This window comes from Geobacillus sp. FSL K6-0789, from assembly GCF_038593135.1.
GTDB classification, from domain to species: domain Bacteria; phylum Bacillota; class Bacilli; order Bacillales; family Anoxybacillaceae; genus Geobacillus; species Geobacillus stearothermophilus.
Genome location: NZ_CP151966.1, coordinates 584,177 through 611,167, shown reverse-complemented (window position 1 = coordinate 611,167; position 26,991 = coordinate 584,177). Strand labels below are relative to the sequence as shown.

Here is a 26,991-nt window from a genome sequence, read left to right as displayed (position 1 = left end):
TGACTCGCTGCTACAACCATAGGCCGATCATGCCCTGGACGGCGCCGATTATTGCGCCAAGCACAGCGCCTAAATAGGTGATCATCTTCAGCTCGCGTCGGGCGATGGCCAAAATGATCGCCTCCAGCCTTCGGAGCGAAAACGATTCGACTTGATCACGAACGACATCTGCCAATCCAAGCTGCGCCACAACCGACTCCATCTGATCGCCGAGCAGGCGGACAGCAGCGGCAACCGCCTGCGGAACGAACCGGTCGAGTACGTCCTGTTCATATGGCGCAAGAAGATCGGCGAGCGGGCGGTGCAGCCAGCCGCTTCCCCGGACGAGGCCGCGGGCTGCGGCCTGCACCGCCTCGCTCATGCGTCTTCGTCCGACCATCTCCTCCACCGTTGCCAGCGGATAGTCGATCCATTTGTTCCATTCTGTCCAAAGGAGGCGGGCGATCGCCGCCCTTGTGCCGGCATGGCGCAAAAATTTGCCGATTTCCGGCTGCACTTTATCCACTAAATTGACATTGCCAAGCAGCATTTGCAGCACGCCCCCGACCATTCCCCGCTCTTGAAAAAAGCGTTGGATCATGCCGGAAAGCTGTTGTTTTCCTTCCGCGCTGCTGAAATACTCGAGCGCCCGGTCGGCCAAGTAACCGGCCAGCTGCTCGATGCGCGCTTCCATCGTTTCTTTCAACTCAAGCGGCAGTATATCGCAAATCGGCCGCGTGCGCCACGTTTGGCTCCATCGCTCATACGCCTGCGCGGCTTGTCCGGCCGCCAACGCCTCAAGACGCTCATCCGGAGAACGAATGCCGAGGCGCTCAAGCAACTGCGCCGGCGTCTCCCGGCGCGCCAGCCACCGTTTCAGCCACTTCCGTCCTTCCTCGACCACCCCCGCCATGAAGGCTGAATCGTTGAGCTTGCGCCGGAGCCCTTCCGGCGTCACCAAATGCTCGACAACCGTTTTCCCAAGCTGTTCCGCCAGTTCCCGCCTCCGTTTTGGAATCAAGCCGGGCGTAAACGGCAGCCGTTTCCCAAACAAGTACATCGGCTCGTGCGGGCGGAACAACATGACAATGGCGATCAAATTCGTCACCCCGCCGATAAGCGCTCCAACCGCCACCATAAACGACAAATAAATGAACGTCCCCATCGCCTTCCCCTTTCATCCGCGCCGCTGTCACCAAACAGCGGCTCTCATCATACGATACGATATAAACGTTTGCCTAATTGTTCATTATAGAACTTGCCTGACAAATGCGCAAATGAGGGACTGCGATGAGCAACCAACGAACCGTTGCCGTATTGACTGAAATAAAGGAAGACCGGGAACGGGCCTCTTTTGGCTCCATCCACCTTTTTTGTGAGGAACTAGTAAAATATGGAGAAACGCACAACCTTTTTGTTTATGTCACATCGCCGTCACTCTATTTGCAGCACACCGGATATCGGTTAACCGGCAGCGAATGGATCAAGGGGGGCGTGCCGCGGGCGAACGTCGTCTACAACCGCCTTCACTCCCGCAAGTCTGAATATGCGCCTGCCTTTCAGCAGCTGCTCGCCCGGCTTGACGAGGAAGACGGGGCGATGTTCAACCGCCGCTTTTTGCATAAATGGGAGGTGCACCGTTATTTGGAGCGGCATGAGTACTTGCATCCGTACTTGCCGAAAACGGCGCTGTGGGACGGCCAAGACTCACTCGAGGCGTTTCTCGCCGCCTTCCCGTCCGTCTTTCTCAAGCCTGTGCACGGAAGCCAAGGGCGGGGGATTTTCCGCATTGAATGCACCGATGAAGGAATTTGTCTCCGCCGTTCCACCTCTTCGTCATCGGCGCTATACCGCTCGGTTGCCGCGGCCGTTTCTGCCTTGCAGCCACAAATCCGGACGCCGATGATCATCCAGCAAGGCCTTGAACTTCAAACGATTGACGGCCGCCCTGTCGATTTTCGCCTTCTTTGCCATCGCATCCGCCACAACGATTGGCGCGTCACGTCAGCGGTCGCCCGCGCGGCCCCTCCCGAGCAGTTTGTCGCGAACCTTGCCCGCGGCGGAGTACTGATGGCAGTCAATGATGTCTTGCGGAAGTGGTATACGAGAGCGGACGTGTTCCAGCAGAAACAGCTTCTGAAAGAAATCGCACTGGAATCCGCCGCCGTTCTCGCCTCGGAAGCGGAAGGACTGTATGGAGAGTTTGGCGTCGATCTGGCCATTGACGTCCATGGACGGCCATGGATCATCGAAGTGAATACAAAACCGTCCAAACAGGCGGAAATGACGTTTTCTCAACAAACGGTGCGCCCATCCGCGAAAGCCGTGATTGATTATTGCCTGACATTGATGGAAGAAAAGGAGTGAACGACATTGATTTCACTCGGTTTTGTCACCCTTGATGAGCAACAGGAAAGCGCGTACTGCACCGAAGTAGCCCGCCGCGCCAATCAGTATGGCATTTCCATATACCGTTTTTCGCCGCTAGCGATCGACCCGCGAACGGAAAATGTCCGCGGTGTCGTCTTTGATGACAAAAGTGGAGAATGGACCGATGCCGTCTTTCCCATTCCGCCGTTTTTGTACGACCGTTGCTTTTACGGCCACGACGACCGTTCCAAAAAAGCGAAACCGATTATGCATTGGCTGAAGCAACGCCCGGATGTCACGTTTTTAGGCTATGGCCTGCCCGGCAAGTGGAGCGTCTATGAGACGCTTTCCGCCCATCCGCTGTTGTCGGCATATGTGCCGCCGACCGTCCGTCTTGAGCGCGCCGATCACGTGCTTGATCTCCTTCGCCATGAACAAGCCATCGTCGCCAAACCGGTGCACGGCTCTGGCGGACGCGGCATTTATATTATCCAGAAGAAAGGGAAGACATTGTCCGTTCAAGACGGGTGCGGCCAAGAGCGGGCCGTGATCACCCGCCGAAACGAACTTGAACAATTCGTCGCTTCCTTGCAGCGCCGGGACGGCTATGCGCTTCAACCGCTTCTCTCCCTCTCCACCGAGGCAAGAGAACCGTTCGACCTTCGTTTTTTGCTGCAAAAAGATGAAACCGGACGCTGGGTTGAACGGGTGCGGGCTGTGCGCATCGGACGCCCTGGAACGTGGGTGGCCAATCTCCGTGCTGGTGCAGACATGAGCCCGTTCGCTGACTGGTTCGACCACCTTCCTTCTTCGAAACGCATCTTAGTGCTGGATGGCATTGACACGATCATCCGTACGTTGCCGGCTTATATGGACAATGAACTCGGTCCGCTGTTTGAAATCGGTCTGGATCTCGGCGTTGCTGACAACGGAGCGGTTTGGATTTTGGACGTCAATTCCAAGCCGGGAAGGAAAATCATCAGCCTTCTTCCGCCAGAGCAGCAAAACGATATTTACGAAGCGCCGCTTCAGTATTGCCGGTTTTTGGCGAGCGAGGTGGCCAACCGATGATCTATCCATTGGTCATTGATGACAACGAGTCCAATACAGTTATCCTTCCCTCCTCACTGAAAGCGGACGGACGAACAGCCGTTGCCTTTGGCAGCTTCCTCGCTCCATGCACGATCATCTCATCTTCCGGACCGTCCGACAGCATCATCGTCGCCGGCGATGTCGCCCAGCGTCTGTTGATCCCGTTTGCCGCTAAGGTGCACGTGTTTTTGACTGACGAAGCCGTCCATATCGGACCGCTCGTCGGCGTTTTCACTGCTGGATTTACCAAGTCGCCCCATCGTCCGGTCGGAGGGCGCAGTTTTTTCTTCGCCAAACTGTTAGCGCAAGAAAAACAAGTCGGCGGGTTCGCCTTCTTGTTTGGCCTTCCTCATATCGACTGGGAGCATGGAACGGTCAACGGCTATTTTTACACGGAACGCGGTTGGGAACGGCATACGGTTCCGTTGCCGACGGTGATTTACAACCGCCTGCCGAACCGGCGCATTGAAAATGACGACATGTTCCAAACCGTGACGAAAACGCTGCAGACCGCCTATGGCATTCCAGTGTTCAACGGACGCTTTTTCAATAAATGGGAGGTGTACCGCCGGCTTGCCGTCCATCGCGACGCACGTCCATATTTGCCGGAAACCTCCGCCTATGTCACGCGGCAGACGATCGAACAGTTTCTCAACCGATATACGGGAGCGTATGTGAAACCGGCTGATGGCAGCCTCGGGCGCGGCATTTACCATTTGGTGAAAAAAAAGGATGCATACGAATGCCGCTTTCGTGACGAACACGGCGAAACGAAAACAACGCTGTTTCCGACCGCCATGGCGCTATGGCATCATTTGCTCACCCACGCCCCGCTTCATCGTTACGTCATTCAGCAAGCCGTCCCGCTCATCACCATCAACGGACGGCCGACAGATTTCCGCGTCCATACGAACAAAAATGAAAACGGCCAATGGCAAGTAAGCGCCGTCGCCGCCAAAATAGCCGGGCGGCGAAGCATTACGACCCATATGAACAGCGGCGGCATGGTCAAAACATTGGAAGAAATTTTTCCAAACACCGCCAAGCGCGAAACGGTGCTCGCCCGCCTCCGCGACGCCGCCTTGACACTTAGCCGTTGCCTCGATGAAACATCAGACACGTTAATTGGCGAAATCGGTTTTGATTTTGGGGTAGATGAGCAGGGAAACATTTGGATGTTTGAAGCCAATTCCAAACCGGGGCGCTCCATCTTTAAACACCCGGGCCTCAAGGAGGCTGATGAGCGGACGGCGCTGCTGCCGCTTGCCTATGCGGTCCATCTAAGCAAAACGGCCATCATCGATCCAGAGGCGTTTGGACTATGATCACGATCGGTTACCGGCGCGACGCCAATGAATGGGTGAGCAGGCGGCCGGACGGCTTCTATCGGTTCGGCCGCGGCGAGCTTGCCGCCGCCTCCCTCCCCGATCTTACCTTTGCGGTCAACGAGCAAAACGGGCGGGTCGGGCCGCTTGTCGGCATATTGGTGAGCGAATCATCCATTTCGGCTTTGCTTGGCGGAAGGAAACCATGGGTGGAGACCGTCATCCGCTCGCTTCATGCTGATGGCGGCATCGCCATCGTCAGCACCGCGGCCGGCATTGGCGAGAATATGGTCTCCGGTTATGTATTCGCCCCGGCGCTCGAACGGTTTGTCGAATCGTCCACTCCGTTGCCGGACGTCGTCTACAACCGAGTCAAAAGCCGGGAAGAAGAACAAAGTGAGCCGTTTCAAACAGCAGCCGCCCGGCTTGCCTCCCATGGCATCCCGCTCGTCAACCGCTCTTTTTTCCGCAAATCGGACGTTTGCCGCGCGCTGCAGACGGACCGCCGTCTTTGGCCTCACCTGCTGCCAACGGCGCCGGTCCGTTCGTTGGCTGATATTCACTCTTGGCTCCATCAATACGGCTGTATTTACTTGAAACGAGACGACGGGGCAAGGGGGAGCGGATTGCTCCGTCTCACCGCCTCGCCTGGGGCGGGAGCCATATGCGAATCCCCCCGCGGCCAAAAACGGGTAAGGTCGCTCGACGAGCTAGAGCCGCTTGTCCAATCCCATCGTTATATTGTTCAAGCAGCCGCCTGTACGGACACATGGAACGGGCGCCGTTACGATTTGCGCGTGCTCGCCCACTGGCAGCGCCATCGCCATACGATCACCGGCGTCGGCGTCCGCCTCGCCGGCCCTCGGTCGTTGACAACCCATGTATTTCACGGCGGAACGATCCTTCCGTATTCGGAAATTCAAAGCCGCATTGATGAACAGGCGCTCGAGCGCCTCATCGCCTGGAGCGGCGAACGCCTCAACGAGCAGTTCGGCCTTGTCGGCGAATTTTCTGCCGACATCGGCGTCGGAAAACAGCAGGAGCTTTACATTTATGAAATAAACGCCAAACCGATGGCTTTTGACGAGCCGGATATTGAAGCACGTCGGCTTCAGCGGCTCAATCGACTGTTTGCCGAACTAGCTCATCTTGCGCCATAGCAAAAAATTCTTTGCTATAACGAAGTGCCTGCTGCAGCACACCGTCTGCCGCCTGCCGGACGGCTCCGCTTAAACGCTGACTTACTTGTCGGCACAGCTTCGCTTTTTTCCACTCATCGGCGGTCAGCGCTTGCAGCAACTCGAAGCGGCCAGTGCTGGCCGCTTCTTGCTGTTTCTTTCTCTCACCCCAGCCTGCACCGGTCATCAAATGGTGAACATACTGCCAAAGTTGACGTTGTCGCTGAACCTCGGCGAAATACGTTTCCCATGTTTGCCCGTCTTCTTCAAGCGCTGCCAACTGACGAGCTTTTTCTTCAGCCGCAGCGGTCGTTTCCAGCAATTGTTTGATCACAGCAACCACCCTATTTCCCTCCCTCTAGAAATGTTGATTTATCAAGGCTTTTCGGCTCCTCAGGGATGTCCAAAAAATATTTTTCGACAAAATCCCTTACACCCTCCTTCTTGCCAGTCCTCTTTCATCCATATGAGCGAAGCGGATAGTCTATGCCTGTTTCGGACAAACTAGGAAAAAACGATGAGGAAGGAGCGAAACCATGGAGCGGAACGAAGCGGGGCGCCAAGACGCCTTATATGAGGGGCGCGATGAATATTACATGGATATTGACCGCATGATTAATGAAGGGATGGCTGGCGGCGTCGTGCACGGCCGCGGTGATGAGGTCAACATCGAAGAAGCGCGCGACCTGGTCAAAGAAGAACCGCCATACGACGCCGGCGAGTAAACGGAGCCGATTTTCCTGTCCACCAGGAAAATCGGCCTTTCTGTTATAATGAATGAAAAAAGGTAGAAAAGGGGGCGCCGTGATGTTAAAAGAGCTCGAATCACTTTATAAAGGGGACATTATCATCAACGGTCAACCGGCCGATCCCGAGGCGTACGAATGGTTTTACACCGCCGGGGGCGATGAGGTGGGCATCGCCAAAGAGCGGTTGACGGAACGAGAGCGGCAGCTGTTGGCGCTGTTATTGACCCCAGCCAACCGCCGGCGGGAGCCGGAAAGCGAAGAAGAACGGGCGTGGAAACAATGGATGGCCACCGGCCGCCCCGACGCTCCTGCGATGCTCTCTGCCCCATACTGCCGGTTCATTCATTTTCTCGTCAATCGCCCGATCGCCAACAAACAGGAATTTGCCGAAACAATCCACAACCTATTTGCCTCGCGGGTGCTGATCGTTTGGAATGAAGACAAGCGCGGGCTGCTGATTGAGGCCAAACAAAAACGGACGGCCGAGCCGCTCTTGCTGGCCGAAATGGCGGATGCGCTCGCCGCCGATTTTTATGCGACGATGCATTTGCTGATCGGCCCCGTTCGCCCGGTGAACGGGGAGCTGTACGAGTCGTTCCTTCTCGAGCAGCAATGTTTTGCCGCCGCCCGGCGCTTTTGGCCGAAACAGACGGTGTACGAATGGGAGGACGTCATTCCGCTTCCACTCCTTGAAAGCGCAGCAGACGACGGCAAGACAGGGCAAATTTTATCGTTTCTCGATGGGCTGGGCGAAGAGGAAGTGCGCGCCATGGAAACATTTTTAGAGTGCAATTTAAACGTCTCCATGGCGGCGAAAAAACTATATATGCACCGCAATAGCTTGCAATATCGGATCGACAAATGGGCCGAGCAAACCGGCATTGACATCAAGCGGTTTAAAGGCGCCGCGGCTGCCTATTTGGCTATTTTGCACCAACGCCGTGCGTAGCAGCGGACGCTTCCCCGTCATGTTGCCGAAAACGGGCGACTTTTTTTGTGCACCTTGTCTATTCACGAATATTCACATTCATCTATATAATATGAGTGTGAGAAAACGATTTCAATAAAGGGGGATTCGTGATGGCGGAACTCGTGTTGGATCATGTGTATAAGATTTACGATAACAATGTCACGGCTGTAAAAGATTTTAACTTACATATTCAAGATAAGGAATTCATCGTCTTTGTCGGTCCGTCCGGCTGCGGCAAGTCGACAACATTGCGGATGATTGCAGGCCTGGAGGAAATTTCTAAAGGCGATCTCTACATCGATGGAAAACGAGTGAACGATGTACCGCCCAAAGACCGCGATATTGCCATGGTATTCCAAAACTACGCCCTTTATCCGCATATGAGCGTCTATGATAACATGGCGTTCGGCTTAAAACTGCGCAAGTTCCCGAAAGCGGAAATCGAGAAACGCGTCCGTGAAGCAGCTCGCATTCTCGGCCTTGAGCAATATTTGGACCGCAAACCGAAGGCGCTCTCCGGCGGACAGCGGCAGCGCGTAGCATTGGGACGCGCCATCGTCCGCGATGCGAAAGTGTTTTTAATGGACGAACCGCTTTCAAACTTGGACGCCAAATTACGCGTGCAAATGCGCTCGGAAATCGCCAAACTCCATCAGCGTCTTGAAACGACAACGATTTACGTCACCCATGACCAAACGGAAGCGATGACGATGGCCACCCGCCTCGTCGTCATGAAAGACGGCGTCATCCAGCAAGTCGGAACGCCGCGCGAAGTGTATGAGAAACCGGAAAACATCTTCGTCGGCGGCTTTATCGGCTCGCCAGCGATGAACTTTATTAGAGGAACGCTGCAAGACGGCAAGTTTGTCGTCGGCCAGACGACATTCGGCGTGCCAGAAGGGAAAATGAAAGTGCTGCGCAGCCAAGGGTACGTCGGCAAGGAAGTCATTTTGGGCATCCGTCCGGAAGACATTCATGATGAGCCGCTCTTCTTGGAGGCATCGCCAATGACAAAAATTACCGCGCATGTTGAAGTCGCTGAGCTGCTTGGCGCCGAATCGATGATTTATTCAAACATCGGCGGCCAGGAGTTTGTCGCCCGCATTGACGCCCGCACGGAAATCAAGCCGGGCCACCGCATCGACCTTGCGTTTGACTTGAACAAAGCGCATTTCTTCGACGTCGAGACGGAGCGGCGCATCCGGGCGGCGGATGAGAAGTAAGCTCCCCCCCATTGTTTGTATATAGACTTATTCGGCTCTAGCGCATCGCTAGAGCCTATTCTTTAATGAACCGCACCTCCTCCTCCCGGCAGTGCGGGCAATAGAACAGATGGACGCATTCATGGTTTCGATATGTGTGCGGGTAACCGTCAGCAAGCTTCATCACATCCGCATCCATGTACGGACTGTAGTCATCGAAATAATCCGTCACTTTCCCTTGGTCTTCCATCGGCTGCCAGCAATAGCTGCAATACACTGTCACCCGGCGCAGCCCGTTGCAAAGTGGACACACATTCATGCTGCTTCCTCCTCTAAGATGCCTCTTACTTTTACATATTTCCTAATGACGGCGTCGATAAAACGTAAAAAATTACCATATTATCGCAGTGAATAACGGGCAAAAAACGTTCCAAACTATGAGTACCGCCAGCGAAACAGGACGCATGCCAAAACACTTCCGCTGGCGAACGCAAAAGCAGGTGGGCCGTTGGGTTCAGCCAAGCTTGGCAGCACGCTTCTTCGCGTGCAGCGCTGGTGCAAATCCAGCCAACCCAGCCATCAAAATTTCTAAGGGGAGATGATCAACTATGGCACGCAACAACAACAATAACCAACTGCTCGTCGCTGGTGCCCAACAAGCGATCGACCAAATGAAGTACGAAATCGCCCAAGAATTTGGTGTAAACCTTGGCGCTGACACGACTTCGCGCGCAAACGGTTCGGTCGGCGGGGAAATTACCAAACGCCTTGTAGCGATGGCTCAACAACAACTCGGCGGCCAATTCGGCAACATTCAATAACCGGTTGACAGACAACTTCATAATAGATGGCAAAAGCCCCAGGCAGTCAGCCTGGGGCTCTTCTATATTCATGCGGTCCGAAAGCGCCTAGACGCCCCCCGCCTGCTCGGCGAGCGGTTGCTGGCTCAAGGAAACAAGCACTTTGCGGATGCGACGGTTGTCGACTTGGCGGACGGTCAACGTCAGCGGGCCGTATTGCAACGTTTCGCCGACCGCCGGAATGCGCTCAAACATTTCAAAAATCCAGCCACCCAACGTATGCGATTCACTTTCCGGCACGTCGATGTTCATCACTTCGCAAAATTCGTCAAGCGGCAGTTCAGCGCTGAATTCAAAACTATGTTCATCGATTTGACGCACGGTTTTTACCGCTTCATCATGCTCATCCCATATTTCGCCGACGATTTGCTCAAGAATATCCTCAAGCGTAATCAAGCCGGCCGTGCCGCCGAACTCGTCAACAACGATCGCCATATGCACTTTGCTTTTTTGCAGCTCCGGCAGCAAATCGGACACTTTCATCGATTCGACGACAAACAGCGGCTGGCGCAACAGCTCGCGGACGCACACGTCACGCTTTTGGACAAGTTCGCTGAAAAAGTCACTTTCCGACAAAATGCCGATTACGTTGTCAATATCCCCTTCATAGACCGGGATTCGGGAATATTTTTCCTCCAAAAATACATCGCGAATCTCTTCAATCGGCTGGTTGACCTCGACCGCCACCATATCGGCGCGCGGCGTAAAAATTTCTCCGACTAAAATTTCATCAAAATCGAGCGAACGTTGAATCAGCTCTTTTTCCTTGTTGTCGATAACCCCTTCTTCTTCGCTCAGCTCGACCATCACCTTAATATCTTCCTCCGTGACGGCCGGCACGGCAGCCCCGTTGGCGAATCGCCGGGTCATACGCTCTTTCAGGGCTTGAAACAATGCCGTAATCGGCACCATGAGCTTCATCAGCCCATAGGCCAGGCCGGCATACCGGATGGCGAGCGGCTCCGCGTACTCTTTCGCCATCGATTTTGGCAAAATTTCACCGAAGACGACAGACAAAACGGTCATGACCGCAATGGCGACAAATAAACCGGTCTGCTCCCCAAGCAGAGAAGCAGCGATCTCGATAAATAGCGCCACCGCGATGATGCCTGTTAGACGGCTGGCCATAGCAAGCGCTAACAATGCACGGTCAAGATGCCCGACCACTGCTTGAAGCCGCTTGTTGTTTGAATGCTCTTCCGCGTAGTGTTTTAACCGGGCTTTGCTGGCGGATGAAAACGCCGCCTCAGCCGATGCAAACAATGCGTTCGCGAGCAAGAAAAGGAAAAACCAACCGAACAACCTTAACGGCCACTCTTCCAACGAATCTTCACACTCCTATCGGACCATGACTATGTTATTCATATCCATTCCTTTCCCAAAACATGCCTGCTGAAGCAAAACTTTCGGCATCGGGCGGAATGAGGCTGCGCGGCTATCGGCAGCTGTTTCCGTTCCTTACCTTAAATATAACAAATTTTTCGCCAGCTGACTATAGCGGGAGGAATTACTTTCCATATATTACCATAAATCCACCTCAAAAAACGCGCCGAGGTGCGCCGGCGCGTTTTACGATTCGATCCAGCAGGAGCCAATAAAGTAGACAAGCACTACCAACGAGGCGATGTTCAACGTGACGGACCACTCATCCATCCATCTCCCCTCCCTTTGCCTTCTTACCTTCATCGTACTATATGGATAGCGGGAAAAACAGGGAAAACAAGACGGCTTTTTGACAGTTTTGTGACTGAAAAAAACAGGGACTCAAAAAAAGAGGTCCCCGTTTTCATCCTAAATAACGGTAATAAATCGTTTTCGCCTCGTTCACATCCTTTGTGCCGTGCACAAGCGCGCGCCCGTCGGCGAATACGACAAGCCGCTTGGCGCCGAGCGATACGGAGACGAGATACGGATTCGCTTCGGCCCGGAGCCCTTGGCGGCGAAAAAGAGATGCCAATTCGTTTACATCGTACTGGCGCCGGGAAGACGGGCGAATTTGCACCGAGTCGCGCCCGCACAGCACAGCGGTCTTCGTCTGATGTTCATAAGAAAGAAACGGATAAGATGGACGATGTCCGCACGTCGGACAGTCGTCTCTTTTGACCGCGTCAATGCGAATCGCTGCGTATTCATTCGTCCAAAGATCAAACGAAACGAGCTTGCCGCGCAGCGCGGCCCAGTCCTCGACTAAAACTTTCAACGCCTCAGCCACTTGGTAACTGACGACCATCTGCACTGCCGGACTGATAATGCCGGCCGTGTCGCATGTCAATCCCCCTTGCGGCACCGTTTCAAGCAAGCAATATAAACATGGGGTACGTCCGGGAATAAACGCGTAACTTAATCCATAGCTGCCGACGCAGGCGCCGTAAATCCACGGAATGCCATATTTGTAGGCAACATCATTGATGATCATGCGCGCATCGAAGTTGTCCGTCGCATCGATCAATAGGTCGGGCCGCTGTTCGACAGCCAATGATTCCAACTGTTCGGCGTCAGCCTCACCGACTATCGCGTCGATCTTGACCTCGCTGTTGATTCGCTCGAGCCGCCGCTTGGCCGCGATCGCCTTCGGCAGCCGCTCTTTCGCATCCACTTCGCTGTAAAGCTGTTGGCGCTGCAAGTTGCTCCATTCGACATAATCGCGGTCAATGATCGTCAGTTTGCCAATGCCGGCGCGCACGAGCGCTTCGGCGTTTCCTGTGCCGAGCGCTCCGGCGCCGATTAAGACGACGTGCTTTTCCCGTATTTTCTTTTGCCCTTCCTCGCCAATCGGCGCAAATAGTTGTTGCCGGGAATACCGTTCATTCAAACAACACTCATTCCTTCCGTTGGGCTGCTTGCTGACGCGTATCGTTTTTTCGGGATGCGCCCGGCTTCATAACCGAGCCGTCCCGCTTCCACCGCCAGCTTCATCGCTTTTGCCATTTTTACGGGATCAGCTGCGCCGGACACGGCCGTATTCAACAGCACCCCATCCGCGCCAAGCTCCATCGCCAGCGCCGCATCGGCCGGCCCGCCGATGCCGGCATCGACGATCACCGGCACGGTCGCTTGCTCGATGATAAAGCTCAAATTGAGCGGGTTAAGGATGCCTTGCCCGGACCCGATCGGCGATGCCCCCGGCATGACGGCATGGCAGCCAAGCTCTTGCAAGCGCTTGGCGAGCACGACGTCATCAGACGTGTACGGCAAGACGATAAACCCTTCTTCCAGCAGCATTTCCGCTGCTTTTAACGTCTCAACCGGGTCGGGAAGAAGCGTTTTGTCGCAGCCGATCACTTCTACCTTAATCATATCACATAGCCCCGATGCTTTGGCCAGTCGGGCGATGCGGACCGCTTCCTCAGCCGTTTTTGCCCCGGCGGTATTGGGCAGAAGCTTATATCGGCTTAAATCAAGCTGCTCTAAAAAATTCGGCTGCTCCGGCGCAAAAATGTTCATTCGCCGGACGGCAAAGGTCAAAATTTCTGCGCCGGATGCTTCCACCGCTTCTTTTTGCACCTCAAGGCTCGGATATTTGCCCGTCCCGAGCAACAACCGCGAAGAGAATTCATACGGACCAATTTTCAGCATTTCAACCGCCTCCTACAAAATGAACAATTTCGACGCGGTCGCCGTCCGCCAACGCCGTCACCGCGTATTCATGCTTTTGAATAATGCGAACATTGACTTCGACAATGGCCAGCTTTTGATCAAGTCGAAAATGGGCGAGCAAATCGCTGACCGTTTTCACTTCGTCCGGCACGGCAACGTTCTCGCCATTAATGACTAAATTCATTCAACCCCCACCTTTTCTTCCGCGTGACGCGTTAATGAAAACGGTGACAAGTCAAACGCCGGCTCTTTCCGCTCTACTAGGTCGGCAAGCAGCCGGCCGGTGAGCGGGCTAAGCAAAATGCCGTTCCGGTAATGGCCGGCAGCGACAAATATCCCGCGCCGCTTTGGATGCTCGCCGATATAGGGCAAACCGTCTTTCGTTTGCGGTCGGATACCGCTCCATGCCTTCACCCATTCTGCCTGTTCGACATCTGGAAGCACACGGGCGGCACGGCGAAGCAGGCTCATCACCCCCGCGATTGACACGCGCCGGTCGTACGTCCCCGGCGTGGACGTCGCACCGATCAGCAGCCGGTTGCCGCGCTTCGGCACGATGTAACAGCCATTTTTCGCAAACACCGTCATTTGCACGAGCGGGGTTGGCGTACGCACCATGATGCATTCCCCCTTGACCGGGAATACAAAAAGCGGCAGCTCGAGCGCGGCCCCCAGACGCGCCGCCCAGGCGCCCGAGGCGATCACGACAGCGGCAGCAGCGAAAGTTCCGCTCGCTGTTTCCACGGTATGCCCGCCAACATCCGAACGAATGTCAAACACTTCCGTATGCTCATACAAATGCGCACCGGCGGAGACAGCGGCTGAAACAAGAGCGGCAGCCAAATCCGGGGCGCTCACTTGCCCGTCTCCGGGAATGTACATGGCGCCGGCCAGCGCCTCGCCCGCAAGACGCGGCTCCAGCTTAAGCGCTTCTTCTGTCGCCAGCCAGTGAACTGTCTCACCCATTTCCTTCCAAAATGTATAATGGTGGTGCAACTCCTCCGCTTCTTCCGCATTCGTCGCAACTTTGAGCATTCCTTTTTCGACAAGTCCGATGTCAATACCGGTTCTCTCCCGCAATTCCGCAGCGAGCGCCGGCACGAGCGCCCGGCTTTGCAGGGCGAGCGGGATGAGCGGACTCGGCGCGGCGAACTCCGATTGCGCCCCCAGCATACCGGCCGCCGCGCTTGACGCTTCGCCGGTCATTGTTCCTTTTTCGAAAATCGCCACGCGGTGCCGCCGTTTGGCGAGCTCAAAAGCTGTCGCCGCCCCGATCACCCCACCGCCGACAACGACGACATCATAATGTGCCCCCATTTTTCCTCTCCCCTTTCACGATTTGCGCCAAACGTCTTGCTTCCACAACCGGATCAGGCGCTAAAAAGACAGCCGATAACACCGCCACTCCCGCGGCACCGGCCTCCATCACCCGGCAGGCGTTGCCGGCATGAATGCCGCCGATCGCAATAACCGGGATGCAGACGGACGCGGCCATCTCCCGCAACGAATCGATGCTGCGCGGCGGCAATCCAGGCTTGCTGGCAGTCGGAAACATATGGCCGTACAGGCAAAAGTGAGCGCCGTCCTCTTCCGCCTGCTTCGCCTCCGTCAGGCTGTGCACGGAACAGCCGACTGTCAAGTCCGGAAACGAACGGCGGACGGCACGCACCGGCAAGCTGTGAGACGCGATCTGCACCCCGCCGACACCGTAGACGGCCGCGACGTCAACACGGTCATTGACGATGATTTTTTGCGGCGGCACCCCGGTGTAAAGCAGCGCGGTGACAAACTCGGCCACTTCGCGCGCCGTTTTTTCTTTCTCGCGAATGTGAATGGCATCCGCATACGGATGGATACGCGCACAAATGGCCGCGAATTCGTCGGCTGTTTGCCGCCCGGTGGAAATGAAGTGAAGAGCCCCCATCACAATCCCTTTCTTTCTGCCTACCTTACATCATGGACTGAAATATACGGGTAATGGACGCCCGCATAATAAGCGGCAACCAACAACGCAACGGTCAAGACGACAAACCAAATATCGCATTTGCCAAACTTGATTTCATAATAAAACGTACGCTGGCCGCTGTTGGAAAATTGTTTCGCCTCCATCGCCACGGCGATGCGCTGGGCGCGGCGGATGCTTTGTGCCAAAAGCGGGATGGCATAACGCTTCACTTTGCCAAGGCCGCCGCGGTTTGGCACGCCGCGCACTCTCAGCGCATACCGGACCGTTTGAAACTCCTCAATCATGATCGGCAGCAGGCGGACCGCCGCCAAAAAACTGTACGCATACTTCGGTTTCAGCTTCAATTGCTGCATGAGCGAATAAAACAGCTGCACCGGCCGAGTCGTCAAGGAAAAAATCAAGCCTAACAGCCCGAGCGACAAGGCGCGAAATCCGAGATGCATGCCGCGCCAAAAGCTTTCCGCTGTTACGTGGATGAGCCCCCAGCGAAACCACGTTGTCGTCCCTTCGCCAAACATCATCATCGATGAAGCAGTGGAAACAAAGATCAGGAAAAACGGCAAAAACAGCCAAACAAGCAGCTTTGCTGGATACCCGGTGCCGAAGCAAAACAAAACGAACAGGGCGAGCGACAAATTGATGAGCACGTTCGGGTTATGAATGAACAACACCGCAAAAAAGAGCATGACGAGCACAATGAGCTTCAAACTCGGGTTCGCTTCATAAAGCCATGTCTCACGGCGCTGAATGTCCCAGTTCATCGCCATGTTCCTCCTTCAGCCAATACAGTCTCCACAGCAGCGAGGCGCTCATCGCGAACAAGCGCTCCGTCTTCCACCACCCATCGTCTCGTCGCAAAACGACGGACAATTTGTTCGTCGTGGGTGACCATGATGATCGCCGCCCCTTGCCTTCGGTATGACTCCAACATCGCCAACAACGCAAACGTGTTTTTCGCATCCTGTCCAAATGTCGGCTCATCAAGCAAAAAGAGGCGTTGACCGGCGACGATCGAAGCAGCCACGCTCAACCGCCGTTTTTGCCCGACTGACAGCTGGTACGGATGCACTTCTTCCTTTCCGTCAAGGCCAAACGCGCTGAGCAGGCGGGTGACCGTCTCATTGATTTCCTCTTCAGATCGCCCCTCAAGCCGCAGCGAATACGCCAGTTCATCGCGCACAGTATGGGTGACAAATTGAAATTCGGGATTTTGAAACACGAACGCGATATGGCGGTAAAGCGGCTGCCGGAGCTCGATATCCTCCCCGAACAATGTATATTCGCCTTCGGTGCGAATCAGTTGCATCAACCCATGCAAAAGCGTGCTTTTGCCCGCGCCGTTTCGGCCGGTGACGGCGATCCATTCTCCCGCCCGCACAACCGCCTCCGGTACGCTGATTTTCACCTCCCGGCCGCGAAAGCCGCGGAAACGGTGAAGGCGGATCAGCTCCTCGCCTTCCTGCCTTTCCTCCCGGCGCACGATCGGTCCGCATTCCTCCCAAACGTCCGGGTGCCAAATGCCTTCCGCCGTCATGACGTCCTTATATCGGGAAAATACTTCCCTCGCTCCTCCATCGGCGATGATGCACCCGTCGCTGCCAAGCAACACAATCCGGTCGACGAAGTCAAGAACATGGTTGATTTTATGCTCGACGATGACGACCGTTTTGTCCCGGCTCACATCCCGCACCGCCTGCCATACGGCTTTCGTCCCTTCCTCATCGAGCAAAGCCGTCGGCTCATCCAAAAACAAAACATCCGGCTCAAGCGCAAGAACAGAAGCGAGCGCCAACCGCTGCTTCATCCCGCCGGAAAGCGTATGAATGTCGGTGTGCGGTTCGATCGCCAACCCGACTTGGTCCAACAGCAAGCGGATGCGGGCGGGCATCTCGCGGCGCGGCACACTTCGATTTTCGAGGGCAAACGCGATTTCCTCATCGGCATACGGCATGCAAAACTGCGTATCCGGATCTTGAAACACATATCCCCATCGTTCCGGCCGCTCAAGGCGCCCGGCTTTCATCGGCACGTCGATCGAGTGGGGAATGATGCCGGCCATCACTTGCAAAAGCGTCGACTTGCCGCATCCAGACGGGCCGAGGAGAAGCACTTTCTCCCCGGCAGCAACGGACAGCGACAAATCGCGGAACAATAAGTCGCTATGCCCTGGAAACTTCAGGCGCAGCTGTTCGATGACAATGGCTTGCTTCATCGGTCATTCCCCTTACCGGTTCAGCGCATCATAGTCCTCTTTGGAAACCGGCCGCCACATTTGCGTCACCCCGTTTTTCTCAAGCGCCTTGGCCAACGAAACGGCGAACACGCCGGAGATAAGAACGGCGCCGACAAAACGCGCCAGCAAAAAGAGCGCCATGTTCCACGGGGCGAGCGCCTCGATATATCCTTTGTAAAAGTCCATGATCAGCGAACCGACCGTCGCGCCGACGGCGCTGAGCGACACGACAAACACGTCAAACCGCCGATAGCGGAACGCCGCAAAGACAAGCTCGGCAAACAGCCCTTGTACAACCCCATAAATCAACACCTCAAGCCCCCACTGCGACCCCATCACCAACTCGCCCGATGAAGCCGCGATCTCGGCAAGCAGCGCCACCCCCGGTTTGCGGATTAGCAAATACGCAAGCGACGACGCGATAAACCACATGCCATAAATCAGTTGATCGGCATGAAACCCGAATACTTTCACCACTTCATACAACGGCCCCCACACTTTGTAAATGACGCCGAACACAACGGCAATGACAATCGTCGTTAAAATATCGGCCAGTTTCAACCCTTTCGATGTTGTTCCCATGAAAACTCCTCCTTTCGTGTTGTCGCCGTTTCACCGGCTCTTCATGAGTTCGGCCGATGGCCACCGCTCCAGTCGGTACGCCATCTCCCAAAACTGATACTCATAGTCACTGCTGATCAAAAAATGCTGTTCCATCCGGCGCCGATCTTCCTCAGTCACGGCAGCGGTAATGGCGTCAAGCCGGTCGATCTGCTCCTCAACAAGCGAGCGAAACCAATCGGAGCTGTATGTACTGATCCACTTTTCATAAATCGGATCGTTCGGCCGGCACGTTTTCAGCCGCTCACCGATTTCGTAATACAGCCAATAGCACGGCAAAATCGCGGCAATGACATCGCCCAAATGCCCTTCATACGCCGCCCGGTACATATGCGATGTATACGCGTAAGCCGTCGGCGCCGGCATGAACGCAGCCCGTTCCTCTTCGGTGATGCCAAGCAGTCCGGCAAACGTTTCATGAAGCGACAATTCCGCTTCGCATGTGCTTTGGGCATGGTGCGCCAGCCGGGCCGTCGTCGCCAAATCCGGCGATTTCGCCGCCCCGATCGCCTGCACACGGGCAAAATGGCGCAAATAGTACGCATCTTGCATGACATAATAGCGGAATTTTGCGCGATCCAACGTTCCTTCGCCAAGCTCTTTGACAAACGGGTGACGGAAACTCGCCTGCCAGATCGGATCAGCCGCCTGGCGCACGCGCCTTGCAAACGACATTCGTATTCCCCCTTTTTCCAAAATAAAAGCGCCGCCTTCTTTACCGATTCGCGTAAAGAAGGCGGCGCGAGCATACAGATTTTCCAATGCGGCCAAAGCCGGCCTGCAGCTCCTCCACTTCCCTACGCTGGCATTACCCAGATCAGGTGCTAAGGGTCTCAAAGTCACACTTTGATCTCAGCCTGTTTACAGGCCCCCCTAGTGGATGTCTGATTGTGATGAAATTTTCTTTACATTTATCATATCACGGCCGCATCGGTTGTCAACCTTTTTTTTCGGCTGTCATTGCGCCGCGCTCCGCAATTCGCTATGATAAAAGCGCAACGATTGATTACCGGATGGGAGTTGGAACTGATGGCGAAAGTGATCTTGAAGCGGCAACGAAAAAAACGGCTCGAACAAGGCCATCCGTGGATTTTTCAGAGCGAAGTCGACCGTATCGAGGGTGACATCACACCGGGAGATTTTGTCGATGTCTATAACCATCAAGGGTACTGGTTGGCGAAAGGCTACATCAATCCAGCCTCGCAAATCATCGTCCGGGTGTTGACGCAAAACCCGGATGACGAGCTCGATGAGCGGTTTTTCATTGAGCGCATCCGCCGCGCTTGGGCGTATCGCGAACGGATGCTCCCGGGCGTCCGTTCATGCCGCGCCGTCTACGGCGAGGCCGATTTTCTGCCGGGGCTCATCGTCGATAAATATGAGGACGTGCTTGTGGTGCAAATTTTGGCGCTCGGGATGGAAGTGCACAAAGAGTGGATTTTGCGCGGCTTGCTTGACGTGTTCGCTCCAAGGGCCATTTATTTGCGCAACGATGTGTCCGTGCGGGAGCTTGAGGGTCTCAAACAGGAAAAAGGGTTTTGGTACGGGGAAGCGGAGACGGAGATGGAAATCGAGGAGAACGGCGTGAAATACATTGTCGACATTGAAAACGGGCAAAAAACCGGCTTTTTCTTCGACCAGCGGCAAAACCGCGCCGCCCTCCGCCCGCTCATCGGCCCGGAGACGACGGTGCTTGATTGTTTCACCCATACCGGCTCATTTATGCTGAACGCCTGCCTGTACGGAGCGAAGCACGCCACCGCCGTCGACATTTCCGAGCATGCAATTGAGACGGCAAAACGAAATGCGGCCTTAAACGGATTCACAAATGTAGAATTTGTCGTCGCCAACGCATTCGATTACTTACGCGAAGCAGTGCGATCCGGCAAACAGTGGGATGTCGTCATCATCGACCCGCCGGCGTTCGCCAAATCGGCCCACGCGGTGCCAAAAGCGCTGCGCGGCTATAAAGACATCAATTTGAACGGGTTGAAACTCGTCAAAGACGGCGGCTTTTTCGTCACGTCGAGCTGTTCGTACCATGTTCGCCCGCACATGTTCCAAGAGATGATCGCCGATGCGGCGTTTGACGCCAAAAAAGTGCTCCGACAAGTGTACTGGAACGGCGCCGGCTATGACCACCCGAAACTGCTTGCCGCCAATGAAGGCGACTATTTAAAATTTGCCATCTACGAAGTGCACTCGCGGCGCTAAAGAAAAACGCTTAAGGACAAACCTTAAGCGTTTCTTTCTTGCCGCGGATGAAAAGGTTGTTCTTTGCGCAGCACGCTCAAGTAAACGAGCATCGAAACAAGCACCGAACCGGCGGCGGTTACATAAATGCTCGGATAGCCGAACCAGTGGCTGATTTGGCCAAACACCATCGCCCCGATGCCAACGCCTAAATCAAAAAAGGAGAAAAACGTTGCATTCGCCATTCCTTTCCGATGAACAGGGGCCCGCTCAACCGACCACGCCTGCAGCCCTGGCTGCACCATGCCAAAACCGAAGCCATACAATACTGCCGCCAAAAGCAGCGCCCATTCCCCCGGCAGCCAGGAGAGCAGCAGCATCGCAAGCAAAATGAGCCCCGCACCTGGGAGAAAGACAGCCCGATGCCCTTTCCGGTCATACAGCTGGCCGGCGAACGTGCGCGTCACCATCAGGGCGAGCGCATAAAGCAAAAAATACAGCTGCAAACCGCCGATCCCTTTTTGCGCCGTATATAGCGGCAAAAACGAAGCAATGCCGCCGAACGTCACCGTTAAAAAGAAGAGAAGCACGGACGGAACGAGCGCCGTTTTTTCGTAAAGGTCCCACTTGTTCGTCTCATAGCGCGGCCTTCCCTCCACTTTTTTATAGGTGATGGCCGCCGCAAACAATACGGAAGCAACGCCAAGCAGAGCGCAAATCAGAAACAAATGGCTAAACGGAATCATAGCGGCAAGCACAAGTCCAAGCGACGGACCGAAAGCGAGGGCGATGTTTCCTGACAATCCGTAATAACCCATTCCCTCCCCGCGGCGGCTGGCCGGAATGATGTCCGTCGCCACCGTTCCGGAAGCGGTTGTCGAAAACCCCCAGCCAATTCCTTGGACGACGCGCATCAAAAAGAGAAGAAGCATGCTGGTGATGACACTGTACGAACCGACCGAAACGACAAAAATGAGCAGCCCAAGCAAAAAGACAAACCGCCGTCCCCGCGTCTCAAGCGCATGGCCGGCAAACGGACGGACGAGAAGTGCGGAAAAAGTGAAAATCCCGACGACAAGGCCGATGAGCTGGTCGTTGCCGCCTAAGTGTTCGACAAACAGCGGCAGTGTCGGCAGCGTCATTTGAAATCCAAGAAAAATGAAAAAGTTGGCCAAGCAAATCAAAATAAAATTGCGCGTCCAAATTTTTTCTTTCTGTTCCGCAACAACTTGCCTTTGTTGCGCATTCATACCGATCCCCCTTGTACGATATATATTTCGTGTCCCTTAATATTTGTCAGTATAGCATAACTGTATGTTTTCGTTTAACAAAAATGTTTGTCCAGCACGTTTTTTGAAAAAAGCCGCGCAAAGGCGGCTTTTCTCCGGAGCGAGCCTATATATCGGCCGCCCCAAGCGGTGCGGCCGATCGAGTAAAAAAAGCCGCCAATCGGCGGCTTTTTACCATCCTTTCCGTTTCCGCAATGACACAATTTGCGCCGTATGATGCCTGCCATGCCATGCATACAGCGCGGTCAATACGTACAGCGGCATCGGCCGCAACGCTCCTTCCGGTTGGATGAGGCGATGAAAATCGGCTTCTGTCATCGACTCGAGCAGCGTCGTCCACCGTGCATGCAGTCCGTCAAGCAATAAAAGCGACGGTTCAATGGGCAGCGAGCAAGCATCGGCCGTTTTCGCCCATTCGCTTTCCGCAAACGGCTTCACCGTTGGGTCGTCTTCCGTCACTCCCCATTTCGTGCGCAAAAACGCGTTCATGCTTGCATCGGCCAAATGGTGGACGACTTGGGCCACCGTCCAGCCGCCGTCGCGGTACGGCGTGTTGAGCTGCTCATCGTTTAAGCCGAAAACAGCGGCCCTTAAGTCGTTCGGCAGCCCGCGGATGGCAGCAATCCACTCTTGCACCTTCCCATCCTCAAACTGCTGCGGCGCTTGAAACGTTCCGATCGGGTAGCGAATCGGATCGACCGTCCCCGTGTTGATCATCTCCCTTCCGTATTCATTCCACACAGAAAGGCAAATTCCTTCTTATTCTTTCCAGATGTATACGCGCGCCTCGTACGGTTTCAGCTTAAAACGCGTCGCATTTTTATGCGGACGGACCGGGTAGTTCGAGAGCGCCAAATCGCTTGACTGAAGGCGGAAGCCGTCATAGCGGTAAAGTGACGGGCGGTCCGACAAGTTGACGACTACAAGCGCGCGATCACGTCCGAGCGTTCTTGTGTACGCGTAAATGGATGGGTGGTTTTCCAAAAGCAGATCGTACGTTCCGTAAACAAACAGCTCATTCGCTTTCCGAAGCTGAATCATTTGTCGATAAAACGACCATACCGAGTTCGGGTCGCGCCGCTCGGCCTCGACATTGATCGTACGATAGTTTTCGTTCACCTTGATCCATGGCGTACCTGTCGTGAATCCAGCGTTTGGGGCATCAGACCATTGCATCGGGGTGCGCGAGTTGTCGCGCCCGGTTTGCCAAATGATCTTCATCACTTCCTCATGGGTCCGCCCCTTCGCCCGTTCGAGTTCATACAGGCGAAGAGCGGACACATCACGATAATCACGGATGTCATCGAACCGCACGTTCGTCATCCCGATCTCTTGCCCCTGATAAATGAACGGCGTCCCTTGCATGAAAAAGTAGAGCGCGCCGAGCGCCTTGGCGCTTTCCGCCCAATAGTCGCGGTCATTGCCCCACGTCGAAACGGAGCGGGGCAAATCGTGGTTTTCCAAAAACAACGCATTCCACCCGCGGTTTTCAAGCCCTTTTTGCCATTTCGTCAACGTCCGCTTTAGGCGGCGGACATCGATGGAACCATCCGCACTCCTTTCCCATAGCCCTAGATGCTCAAACTGAAAAATCATATTGAACACGCCGTTTTCTTCCCCGACCCATTGTTCGGCCTCATCAACCGTTACTCCGTTCGCCTCGCCGACCGTCATAATGTCATATCGCGCAAACGTTCGCTCTTTCAACTCTCTTAAATATTCCATAATGCCAGGCTGGTTCATATGCCCGGCAAACGACGGTACATACTTCAGCCCCTTCGGGTTTGGCAAATCGGGAAGACCCGGCTTTTTCTTAATGTGGGAGATCGCGTCGATACGAAAGCCGTCGATACCTTTATCCAGCCACCAGTTGACCATCTCATAAAGCGCCTGGCGCACCTCACTGTTTTCCCAGTTCAAGTCGGGCTGTTTGACATCAAAAATATGCAGATAATATTGACCCGTCCGCTCATCATACTGCCACGCCGAGCCGCCGAAAATGCTTTCCCAGTTGTTCGGTTCGCGCCCGTCTTTGCCGTCACGCCAAATGTACCAGTCGCGCTTCGGATTGTCGCGCGATGACCGCGATTCGATAAACCACGGATGCTCATCACTCGTATGGTTGATGACCAAATCCAAAATGACTTTCAACCCGCGCCGATGGGCTTGGGCAAGCAATTCATCGAAGTCATCCATCGTTCCAAACTCATCCATAATGGCATAATAATCGCTGATGTCATATCCGTTATCGGCGTTCGGCGACCGGTAAATTGGACAAATCCAAACGATGTCGACTCCAAGCTCCACCAAATAATCCAGCTTTTCGATGATGCCGCGAAGATCGCCGATGCCGTCGCCGTTGGCATCCATAAAGCTGCGCGGATAAATTTGATAGGCGACGCCCTCTTTCCACCATGTTTTTTTCAAGGCTTCCTCCCCCTTTGTGCACACGTTTTCACTATCCACTGTACACTACATGACGGAAATATACAACTCTCTTTTTTCAAGACTAGCGAAAAAATGATTGATGAACCCGTGGTGCTAGTTGAGTCTTAACGCTCAACTAGCCCAAGAACAACAAGGGAGTAAGCCAGTAAAATACCATCCAGTGCCGTTTCAAATCCAGAAACCGAGTTCGCTCGAATCTCGGTGATCCGATACGAATCGACTAAAATCGAAAACACGGTTTCAACACTTTGCGTTTTCGTTTCATCCACTGTTTCCATGCGTCCGATTGGCGAATTCGCTGATTTTTTCGAACGGGCGTCCAAAAAGCGACTCGATGCTCTTCGTACAGCTTCTTTTGCAGCGTTTGGCTGATATACCCTTGTCACCTAGGTTATATGGATGTGGAATTTGCATCATGACGGTTTCAGCGGCCACCCGATCGTGACAAGACGCTTCAGTGACGACATATCCCATCGGAAGCCCTTGGTCGGTGACCTGCAGATGAAGTTTCAACCCATAGAAAGCGATCTTTTTCGAAGCACAATAGCCAATATCCGCAATTCCACGAAACCGTTTGGCGCGATACATTCGGGATGAATGACACAGCTCGATCGGCAAACTGTCCACGATCGCATACGCATGGTGTTGTCCACGCTTGGCCAGCTGGTGCCGCATCCACTTGATCGCAAAGCCAAGCGCTCGGCAGCGACGGTTGTATCGAGAACGTTCAGGGAACAAGTCCTTGGAAAACAAATTCCCGATCACAAACCGATGCCAAGCCCGTTCGGAAGTGAAGCCTAACAACTTTCCAAGGACATGGACGGCGATGATGACCTCGCCCTTCTGTTTCAACAAATGAAGATTTCGACGTTGAAGATGAATCTGGATACTCGATAGTTGAGCTGATACAAAACACAAAATCGATACATATTGTTTTTGAAGTTTGGCTCGATCTGTTCTTAAAATTTATGGTGGACTATGAAGAATATCTCTAGTATTCCATATATAGCTGCTCATTCTGGGAATTTTCTTGAATTTTGGGAAAAATAACAAGAGAAGTGAAAACGAACAGCTTACTTCCGTTTTGTTGTTTGCCAAAAAAGTTCATGTTATAAAGAAAAGGAAAGCGTTATCAAAAAATTTGAGAAGAAGGAGTGAGTGGGCATGATGCAAAAAATTCAGCGGTTTGGTGCAGCTATGTTTGTACCGGTGTTGCTTTTTCCGTTCGCTGGTATAGTCGTTGGCTTGACCATCTTGTTTAAAAATCCTGATATCATGGGATCCATTGCTGATCCGAACGGAATGTGGTACAAGTTTTGGACGGTAGTAGAAGAGGGTGGATGGACGGTCTTCCGACAAATGCCGTTATTGTTTGTTATAGGCATTCCGATTGCGTTGGCAAAAAAGGCCCATGCGAGAGCTTGTATGGAAGCGATTGTTACTTATTTAACATTCAACTATTTTATTAACGCTATATTGACTCTTTGGGGAGATAAATTTGGTGTAGATTTCAGCCAGGAAGCTGGCGGAGTTAGCGGTTTGACAATGATTGCGGGAATCAAAACATTAGATACGAGCATTATTGGAGCGATCGTTATATCTTCTATTGTTGTAGCGCTTCATAACCGCTTCTTCGATACGAAGCTTCCAGATTTCCTTGGCATTTTTCAAGGTTCATCATTTGTGGTGATTATTGCGTTCCTTGTGATGCTTCCAGTTGCTTTAATAACAGCCTATATTTGGCCAATCGTACAACATGGCATTGCATCTTTACAAGGATTTTTGGCAAGCTCAGGAGTGCTTGGGGTTTGGTTGTATACATTTTTAGAGCGCTTACTTATTCCAACAGGGCTGCATCACTTCATCTACGGTCCATTTGTCTTTGGCCCTGCGGTTGTTGAAGGAGGAATCGCTAAGTATTGGATCGAGCATTTACCAGAATACGCAACATCTGCGCATTCTTTAAAGGAAATGTTCCCGCAAGGCGGATTTGCATTGCATGGGATGTCTAAAATCTTTGGCATTCCAGGTATTGCATTAGCGATGTATGTTACTGCAAAGCCAGAAAAAAGAAAACAGGTTGCAGGGCTATTAATCTCTGCCGCTTTAACGGCTGTTATTGCTGGAGTTACAGAACCAATTGAATTTACTTTCCTATTTGTGGCACCTTGGTTATTTGCAGTGCATGCATTTTTAGCAGCCACAATGGCAGCGGTGATGTATGCATTCGGCGCTGTAGGAAATATGGGCGGGGGACTGTTAGAAATCGCTACTTCAAACTGGATTCCATTATTTAAATATCATAGCACGACTTATTTAATACAATGGGCAATCGGGTTCATATTTATGATCATTTACTTCTTTGTTTTCCGATATTTGATTCTTAAATTTAATGTTGCAACGCCGGGACGCGAAGCAGATGATTCATCAGAGATGAAATTATATACGAAAGCAGATTATAAAGCAAAAAAACAAGCTAACCAAAATGGCAGTGGCAACAGCTATACGGTTCAAGCATTACAATTTTTAGATGCGCTTGGCGGTCCTGAAAATATCGAGGCGGTTACCAATTGTGCCACACGTCTTCGCGTTAGTGTGAATGATGAATCAAAAGTCGCGCCGGATAGTGTGTTCAAGTCTGCGGGAGCTCATGGTGTCGTTCGTAATGGCAAGGCAATTCAAGTGATCGTCGGTTTATCGGTCCCACAAGTGCGAGAGCAGTTTGAGAAAGCTTTGGAAGAAAAGGGATTTAAAACAGAATCGTAACGATCATCTCATAATGATGAAGCTGGGAAAATTCTTATCTAATGTGAAAAAGAACGGAAAGTGTGATTAGGTCCAGAATGGCTGGAATCCATTGTTCCCATATTTTCGATTTGCTATAACAGTAATGAAAGCGCTCATCATAATATAAAAAAG

At 53.4% G+C, this 26,991-nt stretch carries 26 protein-coding genes, 1 pseudogene and 1 riboswitch; of the genes and pseudogenes, 10 read left to right on the top strand and 17 right to left on the bottom strand.

Features of this window, described 5'->3' with window-relative positions; all coding sequences use genetic code 11:
- Nucleotides 1-10: 10 nt before the first annotated feature.
- The gene (locus tag NSQ51_RS03200) at nt 11-1,144 is read right to left on the bottom strand and encodes a DUF445 family protein (RefSeq protein ID WP_033013849.1); all 1,134 of its coding nucleotides are present in this window, start codon (nt 1,142-1,144) and stop codon (nt 11-13) included.
- Between the two features lie 125 nt (nt 1,145-1,269).
- Here NSQ51_RS03200 and NSQ51_RS03195 point away from each other — a divergent pair, with 125 nt between their 5' ends.
- Genes NSQ51_RS03195 through NSQ51_RS03180 form a run of 4 tightly spaced genes read left to right on the top strand, consistent with a single transcriptional unit; the run spans nt 1,270 to nt 5,926 of the window.
- On the top strand, nt 1,270-2,346 hold the full coding sequence (locus tag NSQ51_RS03195) for a YheC/YheD family protein (RefSeq protein WP_033013850.1): 1,077 nt from the start codon (nt 1,270-1,272) through the stop codon (nt 2,344-2,346).
- A gap of 6 nt (nt 2,347-2,352) precedes the next feature.
- Complete coding sequence (locus tag NSQ51_RS03190; RefSeq protein ID WP_033013851.1) at nt 2,353-3,420, top strand: YheC/YheD family protein; 1,068 nt, start codon at nt 2,353-2,355, stop codon at nt 3,418-3,420.
- Nucleotides 3,417-4,766, top strand: coding sequence for a YheC/YheD family protein (locus NSQ51_RS03185; RefSeq protein ID WP_033013852.1), 1,350 nt, complete (start codon nt 3,417-3,419; stop codon nt 4,764-4,766). The genes NSQ51_RS03190 and NSQ51_RS03185 overlap by 4 nt, the downstream gene beginning before the upstream one ends.
- Entirely contained in the window at nt 4,763-5,926 is a 1,164-nt protein-coding gene (locus NSQ51_RS03180; protein ID WP_033013853.1) for a YheC/YheD family protein, read from the top strand. The genes NSQ51_RS03185 and NSQ51_RS03180 overlap by 4 nt, the downstream gene beginning before the upstream one ends.
- Here the strand turns inward: NSQ51_RS03180 and NSQ51_RS03175 are convergent.
- Nucleotides 5,886-6,287, bottom strand: a complete 402-nt coding sequence (locus tag NSQ51_RS03175; RefSeq protein WP_033013854.1) for a hypothetical protein — start codon at nt 6,285-6,287, stop codon at nt 5,886-5,888. The two genes, NSQ51_RS03180 and NSQ51_RS03175, sit on opposite strands and share 41 nt — an antisense overlap.
- A gap of 193 nt (nt 6,288-6,480) precedes the next feature.
- On the opposite strand from NSQ51_RS03175, the gene NSQ51_RS03170 reads away from it, so the two are divergent.
- From NSQ51_RS03170 to ugpC, 3 genes are all read left to right on the top strand, one after another.
- On the top strand, nt 6,481-6,669 hold the full coding sequence (locus tag NSQ51_RS03170; protein WP_033011064.1) for a hypothetical protein: 189 nt from the start codon (nt 6,481-6,483) through the stop codon (nt 6,667-6,669).
- Between the two features lie 82 nt (nt 6,670-6,751).
- On the top strand, nt 6,752-7,642 hold the full coding sequence (locus NSQ51_RS03165; RefSeq protein WP_033011061.1) for a helix-turn-helix domain-containing protein: 891 nt from the start codon (nt 6,752-6,754) through the stop codon (nt 7,640-7,642).
- A gap of 131 nt (nt 7,643-7,773) precedes the next feature.
- A complete protein-coding gene (ugpC, locus tag NSQ51_RS03160; protein ID WP_033013855.1) occupies nt 7,774-8,886 on the top strand; it encodes a sn-glycerol-3-phosphate ABC transporter ATP-binding protein UgpC in 1,113 nt (370 codons plus the stop codon).
- Between the two features lie 55 nt (nt 8,887-8,941).
- On the opposite strand, the gene NSQ51_RS03155 is transcribed toward ugpC, so the two are convergent.
- Nucleotides 8,942-9,184 (bottom strand): hypothetical protein, encoded by a 243-nt coding sequence (locus tag NSQ51_RS03155; RefSeq protein ID WP_121649965.1) that lies wholly within the window; start codon nt 9,182-9,184, stop codon nt 8,942-8,944.
- A gap of 289 nt (nt 9,185-9,473) precedes the next feature.
- Here NSQ51_RS03155 and NSQ51_RS03150 point away from each other — a divergent pair, with 289 nt between their 5' ends.
- Nucleotides 9,474-9,686: an alpha/beta-type small acid-soluble spore protein gene (locus NSQ51_RS03150; protein WP_011230133.1), complete on the top strand. Its 213-nt coding sequence runs from the start codon at nt 9,474-9,476 to the stop codon at nt 9,684-9,686.
- An 87-nt stretch (nt 9,687-9,773) separates the two neighbouring features.
- Here NSQ51_RS03150 and NSQ51_RS03145 read toward each other — a convergent pair whose 3' ends face one another.
- The 10 genes from NSQ51_RS03145 to tenA form a co-directional block, all read right to left on the bottom strand.
- Complete coding sequence (locus NSQ51_RS03145) at nt 9,774-11,048, bottom strand: hemolysin family protein (protein ID WP_049624768.1); 1,275 nt, start codon at nt 11,046-11,048, stop codon at nt 9,774-9,776.
- Between the two features lie 463 nt (nt 11,049-11,511).
- Nucleotides 11,512-12,537 (bottom strand): thiazole biosynthesis adenylyltransferase ThiF, encoded by a 1,026-nt coding sequence (locus tag NSQ51_RS03140; RefSeq protein WP_033013858.1) that lies wholly within the window; start codon nt 12,535-12,537, stop codon nt 11,512-11,514.
- Nucleotides 12,534-13,301 carry a thiazole synthase gene (locus tag NSQ51_RS03135; protein ID WP_033013859.1) on the bottom strand — a complete coding sequence of 256 codons (768 nt, stop codon included), beginning with the start codon at nt 13,299-13,301 and terminating at the stop codon, nt 12,534-12,536. The genes NSQ51_RS03140 and NSQ51_RS03135 overlap by 4 nt, the downstream gene beginning before the upstream one ends.
- A 1-nt stretch (nt 13,302) precedes the next feature.
- Nucleotides 13,303-13,506 (bottom strand): sulfur carrier protein ThiS, encoded by a 204-nt coding sequence (gene thiS / locus NSQ51_RS03130; RefSeq protein WP_033011052.1) that lies wholly within the window; start codon nt 13,504-13,506, stop codon nt 13,303-13,305.
- Complete coding sequence (gene thiO, locus NSQ51_RS03125) at nt 13,503-14,639, bottom strand: glycine oxidase ThiO (RefSeq protein WP_033013860.1); 1,137 nt, start codon at nt 14,637-14,639, stop codon at nt 13,503-13,505. Before thiO ends, thiS begins: the two co-directional genes overlap by 4 nt.
- Nucleotides 14,623-15,246 carry a thiazole tautomerase TenI gene (tenI, locus tag NSQ51_RS03120; RefSeq protein WP_033013861.1) on the bottom strand — a complete coding sequence of 208 codons (624 nt, stop codon included), beginning with the start codon at nt 15,244-15,246 and terminating at the stop codon, nt 14,623-14,625. Before tenI ends, thiO begins: the two co-directional genes overlap by 17 nt.
- Nucleotides 15,247-15,266: 20 nt before the next feature.
- Entirely contained in the window at nt 15,267-16,049 is a 783-nt protein-coding gene (locus NSQ51_RS03115) for an energy-coupling factor transporter transmembrane component T (protein WP_033013862.1), read from the bottom strand.
- On the bottom strand, nt 16,046-17,500 hold the full coding sequence (locus tag NSQ51_RS03110; protein WP_033013863.1) for an ABC transporter ATP-binding protein: 1,455 nt from the start codon (nt 17,498-17,500) through the stop codon (nt 16,046-16,048). Before NSQ51_RS03110 ends, NSQ51_RS03115 begins: the two co-directional genes overlap by 4 nt.
- Nucleotides 17,501-17,512: 12 nt before the next feature.
- Complete coding sequence (locus NSQ51_RS03105) at nt 17,513-18,103, bottom strand: ECF transporter S component (RefSeq protein WP_049624769.1); 591 nt, start codon at nt 18,101-18,103, stop codon at nt 17,513-17,515.
- A 30-nt stretch (nt 18,104-18,133) separates the two neighbouring features.
- Nucleotides 18,134-18,817 (bottom strand): thiaminase II, encoded by a 684-nt coding sequence (gene tenA / locus NSQ51_RS03100; protein WP_049624770.1) that lies wholly within the window; start codon nt 18,815-18,817, stop codon nt 18,134-18,136.
- 102 nt (nt 18,818-18,919) lie between these two features.
- A riboswitch (TPP riboswitch) is annotated at nt 18,920-19,027 on the bottom strand.
- Between the two features lie 144 nt (nt 19,028-19,171).
- Between tenA and NSQ51_RS03095 the strand changes: the two genes are divergently transcribed.
- Nucleotides 19,172-20,356 (top strand): class I SAM-dependent rRNA methyltransferase, encoded by a 1,185-nt coding sequence (locus NSQ51_RS03095; RefSeq protein ID WP_033013866.1) that lies wholly within the window; start codon nt 19,172-19,174, stop codon nt 20,354-20,356.
- A 23-nt stretch (nt 20,357-20,379) separates the two neighbouring features.
- Here the strand turns inward: NSQ51_RS03095 and NSQ51_RS03090 are convergent, their stop codons facing one another.
- From NSQ51_RS03090 to NSQ51_RS03075, 4 genes and pseudogenes are all read right to left on the bottom strand, one after another.
- Nucleotides 20,380-21,585, bottom strand: coding sequence for an MFS transporter (locus NSQ51_RS03090; protein ID WP_033013867.1), 1,206 nt, complete (start codon nt 21,583-21,585; stop codon nt 20,380-20,382).
- A 210-nt stretch (nt 21,586-21,795) separates the two neighbouring features.
- Nucleotides 21,796-22,341: a YfiT family bacillithiol transferase gene (locus tag NSQ51_RS03085; RefSeq protein ID WP_033013895.1), complete on the bottom strand. Its 546-nt coding sequence runs from the start codon at nt 22,339-22,341 to the stop codon at nt 21,796-21,798.
- Between the two features lie 42 nt (nt 22,342-22,383).
- Nucleotides 22,384-24,051, bottom strand: coding sequence for an alpha-glucosidase (locus NSQ51_RS03080; RefSeq protein WP_033013868.1), 1,668 nt, complete (start codon nt 24,049-24,051; stop codon nt 22,384-22,386).
- Between the two features lie 125 nt (nt 24,052-24,176).
- Nucleotides 24,177-25,038, bottom strand: a pseudogene (locus NSQ51_RS03075) (IS982 family transposase).
- A gap of 198 nt (nt 25,039-25,236) precedes the next feature.
- Between NSQ51_RS03075 and NSQ51_RS03070 the strand changes: the two are divergent.
- The gene (locus tag NSQ51_RS03070; RefSeq protein WP_033013869.1) at nt 25,237-26,838 is read left to right on the top strand and encodes an alpha-glucoside-specific PTS transporter subunit IIBC; all 1,602 of its coding nucleotides are present in this window, start codon (nt 25,237-25,239) and stop codon (nt 26,836-26,838) included.
- Nucleotides 26,839-26,991 lie beyond the last annotated feature (153 nt).